Source organism: Vibrio sp. EJY3 (genome assembly GCF_000241385.1).
Lineage (GTDB): Bacteria > Pseudomonadota > Gammaproteobacteria > Enterobacterales > Vibrionaceae > Vibrio > Vibrio natriegens.
Map to the genome: position 1 here is coordinate 1360504 of NC_016613.1, position 23493 is coordinate 1383996.

A 23493-nucleotide genomic window follows, 5' to 3' on the forward strand; every position below is an offset into this window, starting at 1 on the left:
ATGAGCCCTTTGCGTTTTTATCTCTATAAAGACTGCAACAATTGGAAGTAGCGACCTTGTTGCGCTATCAACGCATTGTGGTTGCCTTGCTCAATGATTTCCCCTTGCTCCATCAAGCAGATATTATCCATATTCTCCAGCTCGATGAGTCGGTGCGTAATGAACACGACGGTCTTATTAGCAAAGTGCTGGTTGAATAACGCCATCACTTTTTGCTCCGTGCGTTTATCAAGGCCCTCAGTCGGTTCATCTAACAGCAGAATTGGTGCGTCACGTAACAGCGCTCGAGCAATGCCAATACGGCGTTTTTCGCCACCAGAGAGCTGACGACCGCCATCGCCTAACCACGCGCTTAAGCCTGGTTCTTCAAGCAGGCCGCCAAGATCAACCTGAGTTAAAATATCAGCCAGTTGTTCATCAGTTGCATCGGGCGCAGCCATCAGGAGGTTGTCACGCAGTGTGCCATTTAGTACGTCTACACGCTGGCTAACGACGGTAATGGCTGAACGCAAATCAGATTCGCCCCAAGATTTTAGTGATGCGCCACCAATACGTACTTCACCTTGGTTCACGTCCCAGTAGCGACACAGCAGTTGTATAAGAGTCGACTTACCCGAACCAGTTTGACCAACCACTGCGGTTTTTGAACCCAGAGGCAGAGATAGCGATAAATCGTTCAGCACTTTTTGCTGGCCATCCGGATACGCAAAGCTAATGTTATCAAACTCGATATCCAACGGTTTGTCTTCACGACTCGACTGCTGAGGAAAAACAACATCTGGTTTAGCAAGAATAACCTCATTCAGACGGCGTGCCGACGTCAAGGTTTGACCCAGATACTGAAATGCACCTGCAATAGGCATTAGGATTTCGAAACTTGCCATGGTTGCAAAGGCGAAAAGCGCAATCCATGGATCCGGAGCTCGACCACCAACGCCATCCGCAGCAAACCATAACATCATTACCAGCGTCAGACCGTTAGCCAACATCAGTAGACCTGATGCCATACCAGTGAGATTCGCGTTAACAAACTGATTGGAAAGCAGCTGTTTTTGCTTGTCTAAAATCAAGTTGCGGTAACGTTCTTCTGCACCAAAAATACTGAGCTCGCTATAGCCTTGCAGCCAGTCAAGAGTCGCAACGCGCAATTCAGCTTTGCGATGTGTCAGGTGTGCACCATTCTTTTTGCCGAGTTTGTAGAACAGCACCGGCCAAACCAACAGCATAACAGTGAGTACGGAACCTAACAGCATTGCCAAGTGCCAGTCAAAGAATGCCAGCACCGCGGTTAAACTCAGGATACCGAATATACCTATTATCACCGGGCTGATAAGGCGCAAATAGACGTGATCCATCGCATCGACATCAGCAACCAGACGGTTAAGTACGTCCGCATCACGCATGGTTGAAACTCGACCCGGAATAAGCGGAGAAAGCTTCTCGAAGAAGAATATACGTAAATCGGTAAGCAGCTTAAATGTGGCATTGTGGCTCACCACGCGCTCACCCCAACGGCCAGCTGTACGTGCCATGGCAGCACCACGGACACCAGCACCAGGAAGCATGTAGTTAAAGGTTTCTCTTGCGATGGTTAATCCTGCGACTGAAGCGGCAGAAATAAACCAACCAGAAAGGGTCAACAGTCCAATTGAAGCTGCAAGAGTCAGGAATGCCAATAGCATCCCTAATGACAAACCAAACCAGTGCTTTTTATACAGTTTTAAGTAAGGGAGTAAATCACGCATCTAAGTTCCCCTTGTCTGATTCACGCTGGGCTAAATTAGCTTCTAGCATGTCTTTGAATAAACCGTCCTCAGACGAGAGAGTTGTGTAGTCACCACGCTGAACAATCTGACCGTTTTGCATCACTAAGATCTGTGAGACGTTTTTCAATGGTGCAAGCTGGTGAGTGATCATCAGGTTCGTGGTTGATTGGGTATATTTACTGATCCCTTCCATCACCAGTCTTTCGCTACGTGCATCTAAACTCGCAGTTGGCTCATCGAGTAACCAAAAACGGCCGTTTTGCAGCATAGCTCGAGAAAGAGCCAGACGTTGTGCCTGACCAACGGACAAACCACCAGAACGATCAGAAATTGGGTAATCCAGACCGTGCATTTCAACAAATTCTGCAGCGTGTGAGTCCTTTAGCACGACATTGACTGCGTCGTCTTGGACATTGTGTTTACCCAATGTGACGTTGTCACGAATGCTACCATGAAGCAACATCGGGTTTTGACCAATCCAGCTAATAGTTTTACGCCATGTGGCAAGATCGAGTTGTGATAACTCACAACCATTGATTTTTAGACTGCCTTGGTAAGGCATAAAGCCAAGAATGGTATTCACAAGGCTGGTTTTACCTGCACCACTTGGGCCAACAAGTGCTGTGCTTTGATTGGCTTCTAGTGAGAAAGATAGAGGCCCTGCAAGTTGTTTACCTTCCGGACTAAGGACGACGAGATCATTGGCTTCAATCTGGATCGGTGCGTCTTGGTCTAGAATCTGGTTACCATCTTTTACGTGATCGACCTCTAGTTCCAAAAACTCGACAATACTTTCTGCCGCGCCAACCGCTTGTTGCTTCGCGTGGTAATAAGTACCTAAGTCGCGCAGCGGCTGATAAAACTCAGGGGCTAGGATCAGAATAAACAGGCCTGCGAACAGCGTTACTCCCGCGCCATAGTAGCCAAAGTTTAACTCACCGATGTAGCTGAAACCGAAGTAAACGGCGGTAATCGCAATGGAAATAGAGGTAAAGAACTCTAAAACTGCCGAAGATAAGAATGCGATTTTTAATACATCCATAGTTCGGGTACGGAAGACCTCAGAGGCTCCCTTGAGCGTTTCTGTTTCAGACTTGGTGCGATCAAACAGACGGATGGTCGTCATGGCTTGTAGACGGTCATAGAAGTGACCGGACAAACGCTGCATCGCTTTGAAGTTTTTGCGGTTTGCTTCTGCGGCTTTTTTACCAACCAATGCCATAAAGATAGGGACCAGAGGAGCCGTAACCAGGAAAATCAAACCAGCCGCCCAGTTTACTGGGAACACGACGATCAGAATGATGAAAGGAATCAAAACCGATAACGACATTTGAGGAAGGTAGCGAGAAAAGAAATCTTGCATGTCTTCCACTTGCTCTAAGATCAACGTCGCCCAGCTACCTGCTGGCTTACCTTTGATGTAAGCCGGCCCCAACTTATGGACCTTGTCCAAAATAAGTTGACGAATATAAACTCTGATCTGTTCACCGCAACGATAACCGGCGATTTCGCGACCCCAAGTACAGGCTGCACGACCAATAACGGTTCCACACAGTCCGACAAAGTGCCAAATGAGTTCACTTTTGTCGACTTGTTCGATGATCAATTGATGAAGAATAGAGGCGAGCAGGGCTGCTTGAGCCAATAAAAACACGCTTGAAAGTACGCCTAGGCCGATCGCAATCATAAGCCAGCGCTTGGCTAACTTACTTTGTTGCTTAAGCCACTTGTTCAAGCTGCTATGCTTTTTCTTATCCATTGTAAAGGCTTAATAATAATTGTTTTAATGAGGCGGTAGTATACAAAAGAAAACCCAGCGGGAATACCGCTGGGTTTTAAGGATATGGCACAAATATGAAAAGTTATTTGTCATTCAGTGCGTCAAGGAAGCGTTCTGCATCCAATGCTGCCATACAGCCTGTACCCGCTGAAGTGATTGCTTGACGGTAGTTATGATCCATCACGTCGCCTGCCGCAAATACACCTTCGATACTGGTCTGTGTAGCGTTACCTTCTAAACCAGATTTAACGATGATGTAGCCATCTTTCATATCAAGTTGGCTTTCAAAAATTTGCGTATTTGGCTGGTGGCCGATCGCAATAAAGGCACCCATTACATCGACATCTTCAGTTGCGCCTGTGTTTACATCTTTAATGCGAACACCAGTTACACCCATATCGTCGCCAAGAACTTCATCAAGGGTACGATCGGTATGAAGAATGATATTACCGTTTTCCACTTTATCCATCAGGCGGTTCACTAGGATTTTTTCCGCGCGGAACGAGTCACGGCGGTGAATCAGGTGAACTTCAGATGCGATGTTTGAAAGGTAAAGCGCTTCTTCAACCGCTGTATTACCACCACCGACAACCGCCACTTTCTGGTTACGGTAGAAGAAACCGTCACAAGTAGCACAAGCTGATACACCACGGCCTTTGAAAGCTTCTTCAGAATCAAGACCTAAGTATTTTGCTGACGCACCTGTTGAGATGATTAATGCATCACAGGTGTACTCACCAGAATCGCCTTTCAGACGGAAAGGACGCTGAGTTAACTCAACTTCATTGATGTGGTCAAAGACGATTTCGGTTTCAAAGCGCTCTGCATGTTCTTTCATGCGTTCCATTAGCGCGGGACCTGTTAAGCCTTCCGCATCGCCAGGCCAATTTTCAACTTCTGTTGTTGTGGTCAACTGACCACCTTGCTGCATTCCTGTTACCAGCACTGGGTTTAAATTTGCACGTGCAGCGTACACTGCCGCCGTGTAACCCGCAGGGCCAGAACCGAGAATTAATAGTTTACAATGTTTTACGTCGCTCATTATGGCTCCAAAAAGGGCTGAACATTTCCTTTGATTGTATGGAAATTCTTATAGCTTTAAAAGCATAAAGCAGGATAGAGATCTAATAATTGGTTATAGGTTAGAACTTACTCTGAAGTAGTAGGTTACTTTTTGTTCTAGCATAAAATTCTAATGACAGTAGAGATATCTAGTTTCAAATGTTGCCAAAGTTAAAATTTGAAACATGGAACTATCTAATCTTAATTTTGTGGTTTTTTGTTGTATTTTTTGATATTTGCTGAAGTTATCAACGTCAAAAGCTGGTAATTGCAGAATATTTGCGTAACCTATCGTGTAAATTAAATGTTAATTAAATGTGCCTCATTAAAGGAGCAAATGATGTTACATTCACGCGAGAATACTCTACATTTAACCCAGCTCAGCATGGCAGCAATTGAGCAACTTTCACCATCTTTTGAAACGCTACCTCATACGGATCATGCCGATGGCCAATACCGATTGAGACGTTACTCTGTTGTCAGTTTTGAAAATGGCAAAGTCATCGATTTGAACAAAAACAGCTTTGTTCAGTCTTCAGATATCAACCGATTCCAGGGTGATGTTGTTCGCCAATTTGAGCCGATAGAAAAGAATATTCTACTTAGTGAAGGCTTTAGAGAAATGTGCGAGCTGTTTGTTAATGCGAATCACCTAGTGAATGGACAAGAAATCGAAATTCACCAAATCCGCATCACGGCATTTGAAGATGAGACTCAAGTAGCACCAGAAGGTGTACACCAAGATGGCTTTGATCACATCGCAATGGTAGGGGTTGGCCGTCACAACATCATTGGTGGCGATATCATGCTATACAGCAGCCACAACCAAGCGCCATTTTTCCGTAAAGTTCTGGAGAATGGTGAAGTCGCAATGTTGGCAGACAGTAAACTCTGGCATAACGCCTGTCCAATCCGCTCTGTGATTGACGATAAAGCTGGCCATATGGATGTATTTGTACTTACGGCAACGGACAAGCGTAATGAACTTCAATCTTAATCAAATCAGACAACAGTTTCCTGCGTTAGCGCAGTACCATAACGACAGACCAGTTACTTTTTTTGACGGTCCGGGCGGTTCACAAGTACCACAGTCAGTTCTTGACGCGATGGTGGCTTACCTTGGTTACTACAACTCGAACTTGGGTGGGCATTACTTTTCTAGCCAAACGACCGTTGATGTGATGCAAAATGCGCGCGAATCGGCTCAGGCGCTATTAAATGCGCCTTCTTCTGGCAACATTGTATTTGGTGCGAACATGACATCGCTGACTTTCCAACTAAGTCGTGCGATCAGCCGAGAGTGGCAAGAGGGCGATGAGATTATCGTTTCTGCCTTAGATCACTATTCAAACGTTTCTAGCTGGCAGCAAGCCGCGGAAGACAAAGGCGCAGTCGTACATCAGGTTCGTATCAATGAGGATGACTGTACGCTGGATCTTGAACATCTACAAAGCTTGTTGTCTGACAAAACGCGTTTGGTCGCAGTCACTTATGCTTCGAATACCACAGGGTCAATTGTCGATATTCAAAGTGTTGTGGAAATGGTACATCAAGTTGGCGCTCAAGTTTACGTCGACGCAGTGCACTATGCGCCGCACCATCTTGTAGATGTACAGGCATTAGGATGTGATTTCCTTGCATGTTCTGCTTACAAATTCTTCGGTCCTCATGTGGGAATAGCATACGTTGCTGACCAATGGTTACACAGCATCCGCCCATATAAAGTTGAGCCAGCAACGAATATCGGGCCGGGTCGGTTTGAAACAGGGACACAAAGTTTTGAAGGCTTGGCTGGCGTAACCGCAGCTGTTGAATACCTAGCGCAGTTTGGTGAAGAAGGGTTACCACTTCGCCAAAGACTAGAACAAAGCTTTGCGCTTTATACTCAGCATGAACAACGATTAAGTGAGCGTTTCTTACAGCGATTAGATGCGCTAGAGGGCGTTAAACTGTATGGCATCGATAAGGAATATACGCAGCTTCGTACGCCAACATTTGCGTTGACCTTCGATAAATATTCGCCAGAATTTATTGCGAAAACTTTGGGCGAACACAATATTTGTGTCTGGAACGGGCATTTTTACGCACTGGGCTTAGTTCGTCAGCTTGGGCTGGAAGAGACCGGTGGTGTTGTGCGAATTGGTTGCATGCATTACAACACACTTGAAGAAGTGGATATGTTGTTTGATGTGATTGAAAGCATTCTTGATGCTTAGTGAATTCAAATAGAAAACAAAAAGCTCGAGCATTTAACTCGAGCTTTTTTGTATATAAAAGTCGTCAGTTTTTATGCGCTGACTTCAACTTCATAAGACGTGAACTTACGCACGTTGATGACGCCAGTATCGAAAATCAGGTATTGGCCTTTAATACCTTGCAGAATGCCCGTCACAACCGGGTTTTTATCAAAGTTATGTGAAGTAATCTTAGTTGGGTGCTGCTGCACTGGATAGCTAAGATCCGTGATGTTTTCACTTAATACTTCGATTGCATCCTCACCGAATTGCTGCTTGATTTCGGCGATTTTGTCTTCCACCAAAGGCAGAAGTTCTGCAAATCGGTCCTGCAGTTCAATCGGTTCTCCATCACCTTTAAGCAATGCACGCCAGTTGGTTTTATCGGCAATATGTTTTGCCAGCTCAACTTCAATCAAGCCAGAAATGTGGCGGGTTTTTACTTTAAAGATCGGCAAACCTTGAGTCGCGCCCTGATCAATCCAGCGTGTTGGGATTTGAGTGTGACGAGTGATACCGACTTTAAGGCTCGATGTATTAGACAGATACACGAAGTGATCCACCATACAGTTTTCTTCGCCCCATTGTGGCTCTCGACAAGTCCCTTGGTCGTAGTGACATGTCTCTGGCTTCATGATGCACATATCGCAGCTTGCTAGCTTCTTCATGCAAACAAAGCAGTGACCTTGCGAGTAGCTCTTTTTGGTTTTTTTGCCGCAAGAACAGCAGAAAATATTGCCAGTGTGGGTCAGTGTTAGCGTTTGCCCAAGGAATGGAGAAAGGTCAATCTCTTCATCACCTACGGGAAGACGATAGCTTACTGCGCCATCCAGAGAAGCTCGCATTTTGTTAAGCGTACCAGTTGCAATTAAGGACATAACATTACTCATTATTGTGTTTTTGCACAGTATATACTGAATGCAAAGTCAGGGGCAGGGGGAAATAGAATGTTGGCGGGAAATAGGAGCTTTAAATTTGGGGAACTAAGATAAAAAAAGGTGGCCAATTGGCCACCAGTCGGGAAACTGCTGTACATCATTCAGGGGGAACGAAACGACGAGGTACAGCAGTAAAAAGTCTTTGCTTACCAGAAAAGCCAAGCGAAAAGTGTTAGTACGCCAATACATGCAATGTTCAGAACAAGGCCGATGCGCATCATCTCTTTTTGCTTGATATGACCGGTACCAAATACAATCGCGTTTGGTGGAGTCGCTACTGGCAACATAAACGCACACGAAGCTGCGACCGCAATCAATGCTGAAAGAATGACAGGCGACATACCGAGTGCTTCTGCAATGGTGGCAAAAACAGGTACCAGCAACGCTGCACTTGCGGTGTTACTCGCAAATTCAGTTAAGAATACAACGAAGGCAACGACGGCAAGAATCGTCAGCAGAACGCCTGCCTGTTCCAGAAAGCCTGACAAGCTGTGTGCTAAGAAAACGCTGGTGCCAGTATCTTTAAGAACGTTACTTAGACAGATACCACCACCGAACAGAATCAATACGCCCCAGTCGGTTGTTTTTTCGATGTCTTTCCATTCAACCGCGCGAGATGCGCCGAGTAGAAGGATTGCACCAATTGCGACCAGTGTGTCGAACTTAGCAAAGCCGCCTAGCATCGCATTGATTGGTTTGCTAAAGATCCAAAGCGTCACTGTCAGAAGGAAAATCGCCAGAGTGACCTTCTTGCCATTTGTCCACTCGACAGGTTTGTGGTCAAGTTCAAACTTGTGGCTCAAATCAGGTTTGGTCATAACGTACAGAACCAAAACCGCAACTGGCATCAACAATAGAGAGATTGGCAGAGCAAGCTTCATCCATTCGGTAAAGTTAAGACCAACTTCAGCTGCTGCAATTGCATTTGGTGGGCTACCAACGAGAGTGGCAATACCACCGATGGATGCGCTGTATGCAATACCAAGCAGAACGAATAGAAATGTGCGATGGTTTTTATCGCCATCCAGTTTGGTCATCACGCCGAGAACCAGAGGAAGCATCATTGCTGTGGTCGCAGTATTAGAGATCCACATCGACAAACCCGCACTCACACCAAACAGCATGAAGACGGCTACCGACATTTTTCCTTGGGCTAATATCAACACCTTATCGGCAATCGCTTGGTCTAACTTCTGCTTATGCAGCGCCGCCGCCAGAGCAAAACCACCTAAGAACAAGAAGATGATTGAGTTAGAAAAGTTGTTGAGCGCGACTTGTGTATTAAACACGCCTAAGAACACGGCGAGTAACGGTATCAACAATGCTGTAATACTTACGTGAATTGCTTCCGTTAGCCACAAAATCGCAACAAAAACTAAGATGCTAATGCCGGTTACGACTTGTGGTTCAAAGGGTAGGGTATTAAACAAGATAATGAATAGCAGGATATTTGCGTTCAATATCATGCTGTTGCGAGTGAAGAACCAGTTCTTCAATGTCACAGCGAGTGCGGTCATGGGGTATGCTCCTTATTCATTGCCTTTTTGTCGGTTTTTTATGGCAAAGTAACTGACTTGTATTTATTTATTGATTAAATGTTACTTTGAATGAGCAATTGAGTTTTGCTTGAATCGTAGAGCAAATATGAAAATGTGATGTTGGGAATTAGAAATGGGTAGATTGCTACCCATTCTTTTTATAGAAGTGTTATTAAAAGCGTTAGTGGCTATTCCACAGGGACTTGTCTTGGCTCGATAGGCTCTTTCACAGCAAAAATCGGTTCTTGAGGACCAAGGAATCTCGGCTGTGTATCAATCACGTAAAGATCGAGAAACGCCTTCACGCGGGCAAGCAGTTCGCGCATACGCATCGATGCTTTCTGTTTGTTTGTGACTGGGCCTGCGACGGCAAGACACTGGGCGTCTATGTGGTACGCATTGGCAATGAACAGTGCTCGTTCGCAGTGGAAACGCTGGGTCACAATCAGAAAGCGCTCGGAAGCAAATATCTTTTTCGCACGGACAATCGAATCGAGCGTACGGAAACCTGCGTAGTCGAGATGAATGACTTCTTCTGGTACGCCTGCCTTGAGTAGATCGCGTTTCATCGTCCATGGCTCATTGTAAGAGCGGTGGGCGTTGTCACCACTGAGCAAAAATTGTTTCACCTTACCTTGCTCGTAAAGCTCAATCGCGGCGTTGATGCGATGGGTGTAGTAAGTGTTGAGGACCTTTCCGATGTATTTGCTCGTACCGAGTACGACGGCTACCTCATGCTGAGGTATTGGTTCGTAGTCAGTAAAAATGTTCTCTTTGGCTTGCAATACTACCCATCTGTCGATGGCTATAACGGAGATCAGCAGGCCAAGTACAGCGATCGACAAAATCAAAGCAAGTCGCTTCCATGTAAATTTAAGCATCCACTTTGACCTTATACGAGAAAACAACAAAACGTTTTTTATCCTTAAATGAAAGTGTATGTCTCATCATATCTGATACAAACAAAAAGAGAGAAGTCCATTTGTGCCAAAATACGGTTAGGATGATAAAAAAACGTTTAAAAAACAAAAGCCCCTATGTGTTAGGGGCTAATTATTAGGCGAGTTTTTCTTTTGCGGTTAAATTTAGAACGCAGTTCGCTTGTAACGACGGTAAACTGGTTGCCAGAACGACTGTTCAATCGCAACGTGAAGCGCTTCGTCGGTGATTTCTAGTGCCACACCTTGTTCAATGGCTTTTTTAGCGACAGCAAAAGCGATTTTCTTCGATACCAGGTGAATCTCTTCCAGTGGTGGAAGAAGTGCGCCGTGACCATTAATCGCTAATGGCGAACATGTCGCAAGTGCACGGCTAGATTCCATCAGCATTTCATCAGTGACGCGTTTTGCGTTAACAGCAAGAACACCTAAGCCGATACCAGGGAAGATGTAGCTGTTGTTACACTGAGCAATCGGGTAGGTTTTTCCTTCGTGTACAACTGGAGCGAACGGGCTACCAGTTGCAACCAACGCTTCGCCATTGGTCCAACGAATGATGTCGTTTGGTGTTGCTTCTACACGACTGGTTGGGTTTGATAGCGGGAACACGATAGGGCGCTTACAGTGTTTGTGCATCTCTTCGATGACTTCTTGGCTAAATAGGCCAGGTGCACCAGATACACCAACAAGCACAGTCGGCTTCGCGTTACGCATTACGTCTAGTAGTGAGTAACCAGTGCCTTCATTTTCCCACTCTTTGGTATTTTCATGTTTTTGTACCAATCGCTGTTGGAAATCAAGAAGGTTTGGCATGCCTTCCTGAAGTAGGCCCCAACGGTCAACCATGTAAACCTGAGAGCGAGCCTGTTGGTCAGAAATGCCTTCTGAAACCATTTGAGCGATGATCGCTTCTGCAATACCACAGCCAGCAGAGCCTGCACCCAAGAAGGTAATACGCTGTTGAGAAAGCTTAGTGCCAGCAGCCTTACACGCAGCAAGCAGTGAGCCAACTGTTACCGCAGCGGTTCCTTGGATATCGTCGTTGAAGCAGCAAACACGGTCTTTGTAACGTTCAAGAAGAGGCATCGCATTCTTTTGTGCGAAATCTTCGAACTGGATTAAAGCATCAGGCCAGCGGCGTTGTACCGCTTGCATGAACTCTTCAACAAACGCGTCGTATTCTGCACCTGTGATACGAGGGTGGCGCCAACCCATGTACATTGGATCAGCCAAACGTTGAGGGTTGTTCGTGCCGACATCCAGTACGATTGGTAGTGTGTAAGCTGGACTAATACCACCACAAGCGGTGTAAAGAGCAAGTTTACCGATAGGAATACCCATACCACCGATGCCCTGGTCGCCCAAACCTAGAATACGTTCACCGTCGGTAACTACAATGACTTTTACGTTGTGGTTTGCTGCGTTATTTAGCAGGTCATCAATGCGGTCACGATTAGGATAAGAAATGAAAAGGCCACGGCCGCGACGGTAAATATTGGAGAAGTTCTCACAAGCTGCGCCAACGGTTGGCGTGTAGATGATTGGCATCATCTCAGAAACGTGGTTTTGTACTAATCGGTAGAATAGCGTTTCGTTGGTATCTTGAATGTTACGTAGATAAATGTGTTTATCCATGTCACTTTCGAAACCTTTGTACTGTTGGTAAGCACGTTCTACTTGTTCTTGTATGGTTTCAGTGGCTTCAGGCAGCAAGCCCTCTAAGTTGAATGAGCTGCGTTCTTCTGCAGAAAAAGCACTGCCTTTATTCAAAAGAGGAGTTGCCATAAGAGCGGGTCCCGCATACGAGATATATAGCGGGCGTTTATCGTTGTTCATTTGGAGCCTTATGTAGGGTTGAAGGATGCGCGCCAAATTTTAACGGTTTCCGACTTTAGTTGTAAACATTCGTTGATGCACATCAAGGTAATGTTGCAATAAAATTCACGTCTGGTGGAAATTTATACTCAAAAGAAATCATCCAGAAGGTTTCAAAGTCGCGTCATTCTCTCCGAAACAAGTATCTCGACGTTATTTGGGTATAATGCCCCTCATTATCAGAACAAACCCCGTATCCTATGTCTTTATTACCTATCGATACCCTAAAAGATGAATTTGATCAGAACCTGAAACACGCTCACCTTGTTGTGGAAGCCGAAACTGGTTCGGGTAAATCCACTCGTTTACCTCTTTGGGCTGCTGGCCATGGCCGTGTTTTAGTGATTGAACCGCGCCGAATAGCCTGTACGTCATTGGCGGAGTTTCTTGCGCAGCAATCAGGTGAGTCGGTCGGTGGAAATATTGGCTATGCGATTAAGCTGCATTCTTATTTTGATGAAAATACGCAAGTGGTTTTTGTTACGCCAGGTGTTGCGCTACGTTGGTTTGCAGAAGACAAGCTGGCAAGCTTTGATATCGTAATGGTCGATGAATTTCATGAACGCCGTTGGGACATTGATCTCCTTACCGCGATTTTGAAACAGGAAAAACGCCACCGTCTTATTGTCACTTCTGCCACTTTAGAGGGAGAGAAGCTTGCTGATTATTTACAGGCTAAACGTCTTCGCTCTGAAGGGCGCTGTTTCCCTGTTTCGGTGACATACCGAAGCGCTGATAGCCGTTATCTTCCGAACAAAAAAGGTTGTGAGAATGAAGTTGTTCGAACAGTAAAAGAAGCATTGGAGGATGAAGAGGGAGACATTCTGGTATTTCTTCCGGGTCGTAAAGAGATCACTCAATGTGCCCAGATGCTGCAAAGTCTGGAAAGTGTATTGGTGGTCAAGCTTCATGCTTCTGTGAGTGATGAAGAGCGCAATCGTGCATTAACCATTCAAAGTCAGCGAAAGGTCGTGCTTGCTACTAATGTTGCTGAAACGTCACTGACCATTCCAAACATTCGAGTCGTGATTGATAGCGGGCTCGAAAGACGAACTGTGCAGCGTAATGGTCGCACGGCATTAACGTTAAGCAACATTTCCAAAGCCAGTGCTGAACAGCGAATGGGACGAGCAGGTCGTGTTGCACAAGGCACTTGCATAAGGCTATATGGAGAACATGCGCCTTTAGAACTCATTACGCCTCCCGAGCTGCACCGAGAAGAATTAGTCGAGCCGATGTTGGCCGCCGCTTGCTGCGGATATCGTCTGGCAGAATTGTCTTTCCTCGATAGTGTCCCTGATAAATCATTGCATCTGGCATTTGAAAGCCTGAAAGCCATGGAAGCGGTTGATGAGCAAGGTGAGATTACCGAGCACGGAAGAAAAGTATATCCATTACCGATTAATGCCTTATTTGCTGATTTAGTTACCCGTATTCAGACCAGACCCGAAAAAGAGGCCATGGTTGATTTAGCGGCTGCGTTGTCGGTTCCTGCGCAGCTATATCAGTTGCAAAGTGGCGACGTTGCGGAGGCTTTGGCACTAGAGGAGCCTACGGGGTGTGATGCTTCTCTGATGATTCGTTTAGTTCGCGGCGACAAGTTACCAGGCATCACAGTCGATTCAAGTGTGCTGGAAGAAGCGCAAGGCCTTGCTAAGCAAATGCGGGAGCTATTCGAATTACCGCAACTGGAAGTCTCATCAAGATATCGGCGCGAATCACTTTGCTATGCCATAGCGGAAATTCACCCTGAACTGGTGTTTGTTCGCAGAGAGCGCCGCCGAGATGCCTTAGGGAACGGCGTTATGGAGATGGTAGTAGGGCGCAATAGCCGTTTCCCCGAAAAAGAACAAGCCGCGTTAGTGCTGGATAGCCATAGTGTGCCGGGCAGAGGTGTTAAGCAGACGCTTAATCTTGCTTCGGTGATGATGCCAATTCCATTATCGCTCATTAAAGACCTCAACTTGGGAGAGTGGCAACAAGGCGAAACCAATTATGAAGAAGAATCACCACGGGCAACCATGAGCCTGGTGTACGCTGGTCGGACTGTCGTGACTGAATATCAGGCGTTGCAAGGGGACGTTGCCATTCAATCTATCGTAGAGATGATCGAAGGTGAAACCTTAATGCCGGGGTTCGCACCATTAAGAAAACAGCAAATTCTGCATTGGCAGTTATACAACGCACTGGGGTTAAATCAACAAACGACCGGCCTCGAAGGATTGGAATCTCTGACTTTTACCGATTGGTTAGCCGAGCAACTGCAAACACTGGGGGTCGAATCAGTTGAAGATATGGCGTTATTCGATGCCGATGATCTGCCTTTTGCCGGAGTACCTGAATGGGAATACGAGGATTTCGCGCAGAAATTCCCTCTGAAATTATTGCTTGCCGAACTCAAGCTTGATGTGGAGTACTTTGCCAGCCGCAAACTTGTCCATGTTGTTTATAGTGAAGGGAGTCGAAAGGGCGATCCAAAGCGCTGGGAACTGCCACGTTGGTCGGGCTGGAAAGTGCAATATAAGAAAGCAAGCCGAGTCATTGATGTGAAGTAATAACGATTTTATATCTTAGTTATACGGGTTTATTTTCTTTGTGAATGCCTGTTGATTAAATATTTATATATTGAATGCTTATGGGGTTGTTTCTTTTTTAAATTGAAATATTAATCAATTGGTTGCGTATATAGAAAAGCTGTACATTACTTGTTACAAGGCTGGTTTTAATATTTCTTTTTGACAGCAAATTAGGGCATAAAAGACTATTCTCTTATATCCCATTGCTATATCAAAATAGTTGAACGATAGTTGGTATATCTCAATTTGAGTGTCGGAGCATAAAATGGATCAACAAAATAAAACATGCATTGAATTCGACTACACCAGTTTTCTAGGGGCTACTGCGAGTAAGAAGTGGACCTTCCTAGATGCGTTTGCCACCATCGCTCCCATCTTTGGTCTGATGTGGAAAAAGAACCTTGCAGAGCTCAGTGAGCCACAAGACCGTCTATGGGACGCCGCATTAAAGTCCATGTCTTCACGTCATAGTGACGAGTCGAATCTGGTCGAGTTAACTCGACTTGCAAAAGGTGAAGGGATAGAAGAACTGCGTGTTGTCATGCCATATTCGTTAGACTTAAAACAGATTGAGTATATTGAGTCGCGAAGCCATTTGAAAGTTGATGCAACAGAGCAAGAGATTCTAAACATCAAACTGTAAGCCTGTCTTTCTCCATCCATGATTAGAGCGATCACCCTCTGGATCGCTCTAGATCCCCATCAATACTGACTACTTTTTTGCGTTTGCCTACAACCGTCAGTCAGCCTTTGCTCTGACACCTCAAATCCTCAAAAGTCACGGTGCGGCTTTATATGCACTATATTTAGCATGTTCTTTATGTGCAGCAATCTAATTGTCACAACTATCTTCTAACTTAATGCTCTTGGTTAACTGATTAGACCAGATTGTCAGCGGCATGGGTTAGTCACTTATCTTCAGTGAATCAATAAGATAAGTCATGCTCATCGACTACGGACAGTTAGGTGAAAACTAATAACAAAACAAACAATAAGAAAGGAAGTGAGTATGTCTATTTCTCGTCGAGATTTCATGAAAGCAGTTTCTTCGACCGCAGTTACAGCCGGGCTCATTGGCTGTGGTAGTGATAGCTCTGAATTAGTAGTGGGTTCCTTTGATCATGGCGTCGCCAGTGGCGATCCGACTCAAACTCAAGTCATCATCTGGACGCGTGTTACCACGGATGGGGACTATGCTGATGTGACATGGCAAGTTGCCTCAGATGAGGGCTTTTCAGATGTGGTACAAAGTAGTGTGTTCACTACGGATACCAGTCGTGATTTTACCGTAAAAGTCGATGTTAAAAACCTCAACCCGAATACTCACTATTACTACCGTTTTATGATTGGTGAGGTGGTAAGCGGAGTCGGAGAGACCAAAACTCTACCGGATGAAAGTGTCGAACAGGCATCAATGGCGGTTGTGTCTTGCGCAAATTATCCGGCTGGATATTTCAATGTCTATCGCGAGATTTTAAATCAGCACAAAGAGGCTTCATTTGATGTGGTGCTGCATTTAGGGGACTACATCTATGAATATGGTGCTGGTGGGTATGCCAGTGAAGACGCTGAGACATTAGATCGAGTGGCAAGTAAAGGCACGGAGTGCGTAACGTTAGATGACTACCGAAAACGATACGCCCAATATCGCCAAGATGCTGATCTTCAGGCGTTACATGCGAAATTACCGATGATCGCGGTATGGGATGACCACGAACTCGCGAATGATGCGTGGAAAGAAGGCGCCGAAAACCATCAAGATGACGAAGGCAGTTTTAATGACAGACGCGCAGCGGCAGCGGCGGCGTGGACTGAGTGGTTGCCCGTACGAGAGAATAGCTATTCAAGTATGCTGATCTATCGCCAGTTCTCCTTTGGTAACTTAGTGAAATTGATGATGCTCGATACTCGATTAGTTGGTCGTGATGAGCCATTGGATTACTTTTCGTTAAGTGAACCAAGCATAGAAGCCATTGCAGGCTTGGTCGCTGAGTCACGAAGTGTCGACAGAGAGCTACTTGGCTCTGATCAACTGGCTTGGTTGATGAATGAATTTACGACGAGTAATGCCAAATGGAATGTATTGGGGCAACAGGTTCTGATGTCTAAAATGGAGTTACCAAGCTCTGTCATGACTGCTATGTTCCAACTGTTTACCGCGACCGAAGATCAACAAGCTGCGGCTTTATTGGCCGTGAATACAGCCATTACTAACTATCTGTCTGACCCAAGTTCAGATCCCGTCTCTTTGCCTTATAACCTCGATGCTTGGGATGGTTACTACGTAGAGCGAGAGAAAGTTTACCAATTAGCGAATGCTAGTGCTGGCAATTTTGTCTGTTTAGCGGGCGATACGCACAATGCATGGGCGAGTGCTTTGCATGACATTTCAGGTACTCCTGTCGGTGTTGAATTTGCAACCAGCTCAGTCAGTTCACCGGGTTTGGAAGCGTATTTAGCCATGGACTCAACAGTAACTGCCCAAATGGAGTTCACTTTGCCGCATTTAGTCTCAGAGCTAAAGTGGACGGATATTAAACAACGGGGCTTTATGCGAGTGACGTTTACGCCTGATAATGCGCAGTCGACTTGGTATTTTGTGTCGACCATTAAATCGAAAGACTATCAGGTCACGACAAAGTCGGCTTCGACGACAGACGGTATTACGTTAAATATTGTTTAACCCGGTTGAGTCACACAAAGAAAAAAGTCCGCATTAATGCGGACTTTCTGTATCAATACACTTCAGTTGGCTATCGAACGTTTTAGTCGATTAACCCGTATTCTTTGCTAAGAACGTCAATGATCTCGGCTTTTGGATTTTCGCTTAGCGTAATTGGCTTACCAGTAATTTTTTCTGCAATACCAATGTAAGTCTTGGAAATGTCCATCAATGAATCAACTGGCAGTTCGTTATCACGAGCTAGTGCTTCACGCTCAGGCATACGCTCTTTGTTCAGCAAGATATCTGGGTCAGGGAAGTGGTTCAGCAGGAACTGACGGAAACCTTCTTTTGAGTTCTCAACGATATTACCTGCTTGGTACTCTTTTGCATCCCAAATACGTGAAGAATCTGGCGTGCCAACTTCATCCATGTAAATCAGTTTTTCGTTGCCTGCTGCATCGTGAACGTAACCAAACTCAAACTTCGTATCGACAAAGATTTGATCAATCGCTTCTAGCGCATTGCTAATGACATTAAAGCCTTCTTTCAATAGCTTTTCGTAAAGTGCAATATCGTCTGCACTAGAGAAGTTAAATGCTTCGAAGTTATCTACGATGTTCTGACGAGTGATGTTTACGTCGTCTGCTTCTGGTACACCAGGGATACCTTTTAAAATGCCTTTGGTTGAAGGTGTCATCAATAACTCTGGTAGAGCTTTGTCTTTTTCCAAACCTTCAGGAAGCTGGATACCACAGAACTCGCGTTCACCATTTGCGTATGCGCGCCACATAGAACCTGTGATGTACTTACGGCAAATCGCTTCGATTTTAACTGGTTTTGCTTTCTGTACGATCCAAACGAACGGGTGAGGAATATCTAAGATGTGGCTGTCAGCCAGGCCGTTGTCTTTAAATAGTTTGAACCAGTGGTTCGAGATCGCGTTTAATGCGGCACCTTTACCAGGCACACCTTTCAGACCGCCTTCTCCATGCCAAATGCAATCAAAAGCAGAAATACGGTCGCTGATCACCATGATCGCCAGAGGCGCGTCAGGGGCAACATTGTATCCTTTTTCTTTGATCAGGCGGGCGCTGTCTTCTTCAGTTAACCAGTAAACTGAACGAACTTTACCGCTGTGAACGGGTTTGTGAGTGCGAATTGGCAGGTCGTCATTGACGGCAAGTACTTGATTAGCAAGGCTCATTGCGACATTCCTATCATCTTAATCAAACGTCATAAAGAGAAGATATTCAGCCAAAGTAAGCAGCTGAATAAATCGAATGTGGGCATCATACCAGAACTATTTTAACTCGCCAGAGAAAAAGCAAACGTTTGCCTTATTTATTAATTCCCTAAGTCGCAGGTAAAAAAATGCCCCCATGGAATGGGGGCGAGATGCAGGATGGATAACGTCGAACTTGTTAGTGATACTGGTTTACTCTGCCTTCGACGAAAAAGACTTCACACTGATAACGTAGGCCAATATCACGCAGCATAGACTGATTCATCGGCGCTATGTCATTTGATGCGACAACCGCACTGGCGTTACCTGAGCGTATCGCTTTAACTACAATTTCGACTTCAGAAAGCTGTTGGGATGGCTTCATCTGAATGACGTTTTTACAACAAATATTGGAAGCAGTGAGCTGGTCAAAGTTGGGACGAGGGCACTCGGACGTAAACAAAATCCATTGTTTCTGCTGAGACAGTACAGCCAGCTTAGAAAGAAGCTGGTTAGAAACATTCATGGGTTGAGTAGCTTGTGCCAGTACATTGTAACGAGAGTATGTTTGAGTTTGACTGTGTAGCTGCATCTTACTGTTCCTTTATACATGCTGTATGTCTATACAGTAGTTTGTTTTAAGGGATCGATCAACTGGTTTTTATGCTTTTTGAAGCAATGCAATTTCGCCGTTTTGTTGGGATTTTTATTTAAAGTATTGAAATATAAATATTTAAATTTTAGATGATATGTTTGGTACGGCTTACGAAATGTGAAGTAACTAACAATATTGGTGGGGCGTCAAGGTAAGAAAACTACTGTATATACAGTGGTTATGATCAGTCTATACAGTGCTTTTTACTGTGTTTGGCGGGTTCTCCATGGCAGTGGAGGTGAGCAGATAACAAAAAAGCGCCTATGAGGCGCCTTAAGAAATCAGTTCCATTGATTTGAGTTTTCAGCTTGCACGTTGAGACATACGCTCACGCATTTGCAATTCACCTTGGTTGAATAGGCGGACATCGATTTTCGCCATATCGTAACAAGATTGACATGAATTGTGATGTTTACCATCTACATAGTCATGTCGCGTGATAAGAGCTGGTTTCTTACACCAATCACAGGTGCCTTCTTCAGTGAACATTGATTTTTCTCCCCACCTAGAAAAATTAGAGTCTTTAGGTGTTATTTTTCGCAGCACATTATGACACAAGTAAGTGGGAAAGGTTAAATGTCTGTTAATTGTTTTGAGAAGGAAATCGATTGCAGCTCCCTGTTTGTGAGGGCTGAAAGGTTGTGGCTTCTAATGATTATTGAAAATTCACGCTTTTGTAACATTTTGTGTGATTATTCTAAAAGCTTGATTAAGACGTTTCATCTCTGCTTCGCTTCCTTGAGCATCGGGATGGTAAAGCTTGGATAATTGACGATAACGTAGTTTTACGGCTTGAGCTTGTGGAATCGAGTTTGGCGTGTAACCAAACACAGCACAAGCAATGGTCAGATCATGGGGAGCGGATTCAGATTTGACTTTCTTAAACTCTCTAAATACCTGCTCCAACTGGCGTTTTAATTGCTTATTGGTGAATTCCAACTCTTTCACTTGCACATCCAGTTGTCGGGTTCGATTTTCTTCATCAACCAATTGAAGTTTGCGCTTCTGCTGTTGATTTCTATACCCAAACCAACCAGCGCTCAGCATCAACCCACAAAAACCAATGGCAAGAAACGGCTCGGCACTAAACACTTTTGCTTGGTTTATGTCGTCGGATTTCATTGGTTGCGCTTCAGCGGAGCTTTGGTCCAACTCAGTCATTGCCGATACTTGTTTGGCCCTTAACTGATTAAAACGTTGCTCAAGGAAATGGTTGTACGCGATTTCTGCATCTTTGTTTTGCTTTGCAGAAAGTTGATACCATGCTTCGATTAAATCATCGGTGGTGATGTTTTGCTGGTGCTTTTCCAAGAAACTGGCAAGGGCGTAGCCACTATCTGCTGGTTCACTCAGAGCGATGGAACTCAGCCAGTAGGCGGCTTGAGGGTAGGATACTGAGCCCGTTAATCCCAAAGTATAATCTTCCGCTAACTGTTTTTGCGCGGGCAGGTAGCCTTGGCTTGCGGATTGTTCTAACCAGTAACGAGTCTCTTCTGGAGACGTTGAATCTGACTTCATAGCCAGTTTAAATTGGTCTTCCGCTGAAGAAGGGGACTGGGAGGCAAATACGAGACTTGAGAGGCAACTGCTCAAGATAAATATAAAGACGGTTTTGAAAGCCATTAGTTTGTCAGGCCTAGAAACAATTTCTAGGCCTGCTCCGGTAATTATCCGTAATTACCTTATGGTGCTATCAAATCACTTCAGAGGCAAGATTTGGATTTCAACGCGGCGGTTACAAGCGCGGCCTTCAGTTGTCTGATTTGAACAAAGTGGGTTACGTTCACCATAGCCACGTGCAATTGCACGTCCAGCTGCCACATTTTGCTGTATCAAGAACTGACGTACCGATTCTGCGCGGTTTTCAGATAGTGACTGGTTGTGTGACTCACTGCCAGTGCTGTCGGTGTAGCCGTCAATCACAAGGCTGGTATCTGGGTATTCAACAAGGATACGAGCAACACCACGAAGCGTGTTGTGGATGCCGTAATCCAATTGGTATGAATCTGACGCAAAGCCAATACCGTTTTCCATACGAAGCAGAAGCTGGTTTTCACCAACACGTTGAACTTGTACACCAGAATTCAGCAATTCCTGACGTAGTGCCGCTTCTTGTTTGTCAAAGTAGTAACCCACGCCAGCACCTGTTGCACCACCAGCAGCTGCGCCGATCAAAGCACGTTGACGACGCTCTTTAGCATTGTCACCTGTTGCTAACCCGATAGCTGCACCAGCAACGGCACCAGTTAAGGCTCCCAGGGTCGTGGAGTTGGTTTCGTATTCACCAGTTGTGGCATTTTGACGTTGAGTGGCTTGACAGCCTGTAAGAGCAAGCACTAAAGCAAGTGCTATAGACAGCTTTTTCAAGGGAAAATCTCCGTATAAAAATGAGGCGAAACGCTGCTTTATAAAATTGAGATATAAATTATTAATCAGCTGTTCTTAAGTTTTGTTAGGTGAAAGTAAGATGGAACCAGAAAATTGTAAGAATTGTCTTACTTAGGCCAAATAAGATCAATGGGTTTGCTAAACCATTGACATATTTGGCCTGATAGAGGAGGTTATTCTGAGTGATTGTTGAGCATTTTACGTGCTTGCTCGCCACCCACCCCGCGGTTCACCGAAACTTTTCGACCCTTCTTCAGACCAACTTCATAGTCTGCAGTGAGGTTTTTCATCGCTTCTTTAAGTTGCTTCTTGAACGTTTCGCGATCGATGTTTTTGAATTCTTTGTCGATATAGTCGTTGATTTTGTTGGCCGACTCTTCGTCTGGAGAGATAACAGGGAGCTTTTCAATCGCACCTTCAACCCAACCTGAGACAAACGAGTTCACGCGGCGTGTCACTTCCATTGAAGAAGTACCGCTACCCGCAAAACTGTTGCGGAATTGGCCAGTACTTTCGTTCATTTCACGATAGATAATATCGAACGCAAAGGCGGCGAAAATCGCACGGTCCGCTTCACCAATAAACTCAACGCGTTTAAGCCCTTTGTGATTCAGCAGTACCGCTTCAACGCCAAATTTGGTGTTGATGCCACGAATCACGCGCAAAATGGTAGAACTTATGTTCGCAGGTAATAGATGGGAAGACTGTGTTTTTCCCATTTTGATGAACTCAATGTCATCTTTGTCCAGACCATACTTCATCATCAGGCGGTGAGCCATCTTGATGGCATTTGCGGCCTCATTGACGTTGGCAGAGTTACCCAGTTCTAAACACTTGGCGATTTTTTTCAGGGCTTTTTGTTTATCCATCGACAACCAATTACTAAAGCAGAAAATTTATGAAGTCAGATATATTACCTTTTTTGACATAAAAACGAAATACAATGCGACGGCTAAAGAAGGAAAACGCCCCGTTGCGAGCCGGAGCGTGGTATTCCTGCATTCTATTCAGAAGGTCAGATTTCTCTGATATGGAGGGACAAAGATGTTGTACGCGGTTACAAGCCCAGTTGGTTTAACAAGTCATTGGCTTCATCTGTTGCAAGTGATTCCTGAACTTCCTTTTCTGCCATCTTTTTGCGAGTGGCTTCCAGAATATCATCCGGGTTTTCGTCTTCAGCGATTTCAAATTCTTCCAGCTGAATAAACTCGGTTTTATCCATAGCCAGTTCAAGGTAAAAGATGTTGTTATTTGCGGTAGAGAAAGTCACACGGCGCGCCTGAGGGCGATCAAGGTTGGTGTCTACCTGCAAAATAACCTGTTTATTCAGTGACAGCATTTTAGGCTGATTTTGCGTGATGATGGTTTGTAACTCTTTACGGATTTTATTCGTGAAGTCACCCACTAATTGATTCATCAGCTCGCCAAGCACATCGGCCACTTCATCGGATGTATGAGAGATGGCCAGTTCTTCTTCGGGCATTCCCATATTGCGCATGTAATTGGTGTAGATCTCAAGTGCGGCTTTGGCCGTAAAGTTAATGACAACTAAGCCGGTGAATCCACCATCAAACAAGACAAAACAACCAAAATCTGGCTTAAGGCTGGTTTTGTTGATCTTTTGCACCATGGCGGAATAGTTGACTTGGGAAGAGGTGGCAGAGGTAAGGACGCCAGAAACTGACTGGCAAAGTTTTAGAAGGATATCTTCTGTGGTTACTACTTTATTCTTTTTCATTCTGAAAGCTCATTGAGAAAGGCGATTTTTTTCTCAATGTAAGGCATTAATAGTCAAGAAATAAAGCATAAGTTTCAATATTGTATTGAGATTCTGATTTAATCGCTTTTTCAAATGT

19 protein-coding genes are annotated in these 23493 nt (G+C 44.9%); 5 read left to right on the forward strand and 14 right to left on the reverse strand.

Going from position 1 to position 23493, the window contains the following annotated elements; translation table 11 throughout:
• Positions 1-23: 23 nt before the first annotated feature.
• The 3 genes from cydC to trxB form a co-directional block, all read right to left on the reverse strand.
• A complete protein-coding gene (gene cydC, locus VEJY3_RS06175) occupies positions 24-1745 on the reverse strand; it encodes a cysteine/glutathione ABC transporter ATP-binding protein/permease CydC (protein WP_014231581.1) in 1722 nt (573 codons plus the stop codon).
• Positions 1738-3525, reverse strand: coding sequence for a cysteine/glutathione ABC transporter permease/ATP-binding protein CydD (cydD, locus tag VEJY3_RS06180; RefSeq protein ID WP_014231582.1), 1788 nt, complete (start codon positions 3523-3525; stop codon positions 1738-1740). Before cydD ends, cydC begins: the two co-directional genes overlap by 8 nt.
• 103 nt (positions 3526-3628) lie before the next feature.
• Positions 3629-4588 carry a thioredoxin-disulfide reductase gene (gene trxB, locus VEJY3_RS06185; protein WP_014231583.1) on the reverse strand — a complete coding sequence of 320 codons (960 nt, stop codon included), beginning with the start codon at positions 4586-4588 and terminating at the stop codon, positions 3629-3631.
• Positions 4589-4948: 360 nt separating this feature from the next.
• Here trxB and VEJY3_RS06190 point away from each other — a divergent pair, with 360 nt between their 5' ends.
• Entirely contained in the window at positions 4949-5605 is a 657-nt protein-coding gene (locus tag VEJY3_RS06190) for a 2OG-Fe dioxygenase family protein (RefSeq protein ID WP_020333016.1), read from the forward strand.
• Positions 5589-6824 (forward strand): cysteine desulfurase-like protein, encoded by a 1236-nt coding sequence (locus VEJY3_RS06195; RefSeq protein ID WP_014231585.1) that lies wholly within the window; start codon positions 5589-5591, stop codon positions 6822-6824. Before VEJY3_RS06190 ends, VEJY3_RS06195 begins: the two co-directional genes overlap by 17 nt.
• Positions 6825-6895: 71 nt before the next feature.
• Here the strand turns inward: VEJY3_RS06195 and VEJY3_RS06200 are convergent, their stop codons facing one another.
• From VEJY3_RS06200 to VEJY3_RS06215, 4 genes are all read right to left on the reverse strand, one after another.
• Entirely contained in the window at positions 6896-7720 is an 825-nt protein-coding gene (locus VEJY3_RS06200) for a DUF2797 domain-containing protein (RefSeq protein ID WP_014231586.1), read from the reverse strand.
• A gap of 206 nt (positions 7721-7926) precedes the next feature.
• The gene (locus VEJY3_RS06205) at positions 7927-9297 is read right to left on the reverse strand and encodes a DASS family sodium-coupled anion symporter (protein WP_014231587.1); all 1371 of its coding nucleotides are present in this window, start codon (positions 9295-9297) and stop codon (positions 7927-7929) included.
• A 209-nt stretch (positions 9298-9506) separates the two neighbouring features.
• Positions 9507-10199, reverse strand: coding sequence for a vancomycin high temperature exclusion protein (locus tag VEJY3_RS06210; protein WP_014231588.1), 693 nt, complete (start codon positions 10197-10199; stop codon positions 9507-9509).
• A 204-nt stretch (positions 10200-10403) separates the two neighbouring features.
• Entirely contained in the window at positions 10404-12092 is a 1689-nt protein-coding gene (locus VEJY3_RS06215; RefSeq protein WP_014231589.1) for an NAD-dependent malic enzyme, read from the reverse strand.
• 239 nt (positions 12093-12331) lie between these two features.
• On the opposite strand from VEJY3_RS06215, the gene VEJY3_RS06220 reads away from it, so the two are divergent.
• From VEJY3_RS06220 to VEJY3_RS06230, 3 genes are all read left to right on the forward strand, one after another.
• A complete protein-coding gene (locus tag VEJY3_RS06220) occupies positions 12332-14686 on the forward strand; it encodes a helicase-related protein (RefSeq protein ID WP_014231590.1) in 2355 nt (784 codons plus the stop codon).
• Positions 14687-14972: 286 nt separating this feature from the next.
• Complete coding sequence (locus VEJY3_RS06225) at positions 14973-15350, forward strand: hypothetical protein (RefSeq protein ID WP_014231591.1); 378 nt, start codon at positions 14973-14975, stop codon at positions 15348-15350.
• A 366-nt stretch (positions 15351-15716) separates the two neighbouring features.
• Entirely contained in the window at positions 15717-17390 is a 1674-nt protein-coding gene (locus VEJY3_RS06230; RefSeq protein ID WP_014231592.1) for an alkaline phosphatase, read from the forward strand.
• Positions 17391-17472: 82 nt separating this feature from the next.
• Here VEJY3_RS06230 and VEJY3_RS06235 read toward each other — a convergent pair whose 3' ends face one another.
• The 7 genes from VEJY3_RS06235 to VEJY3_RS06265 form a co-directional block, all read right to left on the reverse strand.
• A complete protein-coding gene (locus tag VEJY3_RS06235) occupies positions 17473-18576 on the reverse strand; it encodes a phosphoribosylaminoimidazolesuccinocarboxamide synthase (RefSeq protein ID WP_014231593.1) in 1104 nt (367 codons plus the stop codon).
• 217 nt (positions 18577-18793) lie between these two features.
• Positions 18794-19186: a SulA-like leucine-rich domain-containing protein gene (locus tag VEJY3_RS06240; RefSeq protein ID WP_014231594.1), complete on the reverse strand. Its 393-nt coding sequence runs from the start codon at positions 19184-19186 to the stop codon at positions 18794-18796.
• Positions 19187-19552: 366 nt separating this feature from the next.
• Positions 19553-19738, reverse strand: coding sequence for a hypothetical protein (locus VEJY3_RS06245; protein ID WP_014231595.1), 186 nt, complete (start codon positions 19736-19738; stop codon positions 19553-19555).
• 177 nt (positions 19739-19915) lie between these two features.
• Positions 19916-20872 (reverse strand): J domain-containing protein, encoded by a 957-nt coding sequence (locus VEJY3_RS06250; protein ID WP_041170213.1) that lies wholly within the window; start codon positions 20870-20872, stop codon positions 19916-19918.
• A 75-nt stretch (positions 20873-20947) separates the two neighbouring features.
• Positions 20948-21616 carry an OmpA family lipoprotein gene (locus tag VEJY3_RS06255; protein WP_014231597.1) on the reverse strand — a complete coding sequence of 223 codons (669 nt, stop codon included), beginning with the start codon at positions 21614-21616 and terminating at the stop codon, positions 20948-20950.
• Positions 21617-21810: 194 nt separating this feature from the next.
• On the reverse strand, positions 21811-22506 hold the full coding sequence (locus tag VEJY3_RS06260) for a DUF2786 domain-containing protein (RefSeq protein ID WP_014231598.1): 696 nt from the start codon (positions 22504-22506) through the stop codon (positions 21811-21813).
• Between the two features lie 188 nt (positions 22507-22694).
• A complete protein-coding gene (locus tag VEJY3_RS06265; protein WP_014231599.1) occupies positions 22695-23375 on the reverse strand; it encodes a DUF3334 family protein in 681 nt (226 codons plus the stop codon).
• Positions 23376-23493: the final 118 nt, after the last annotated feature.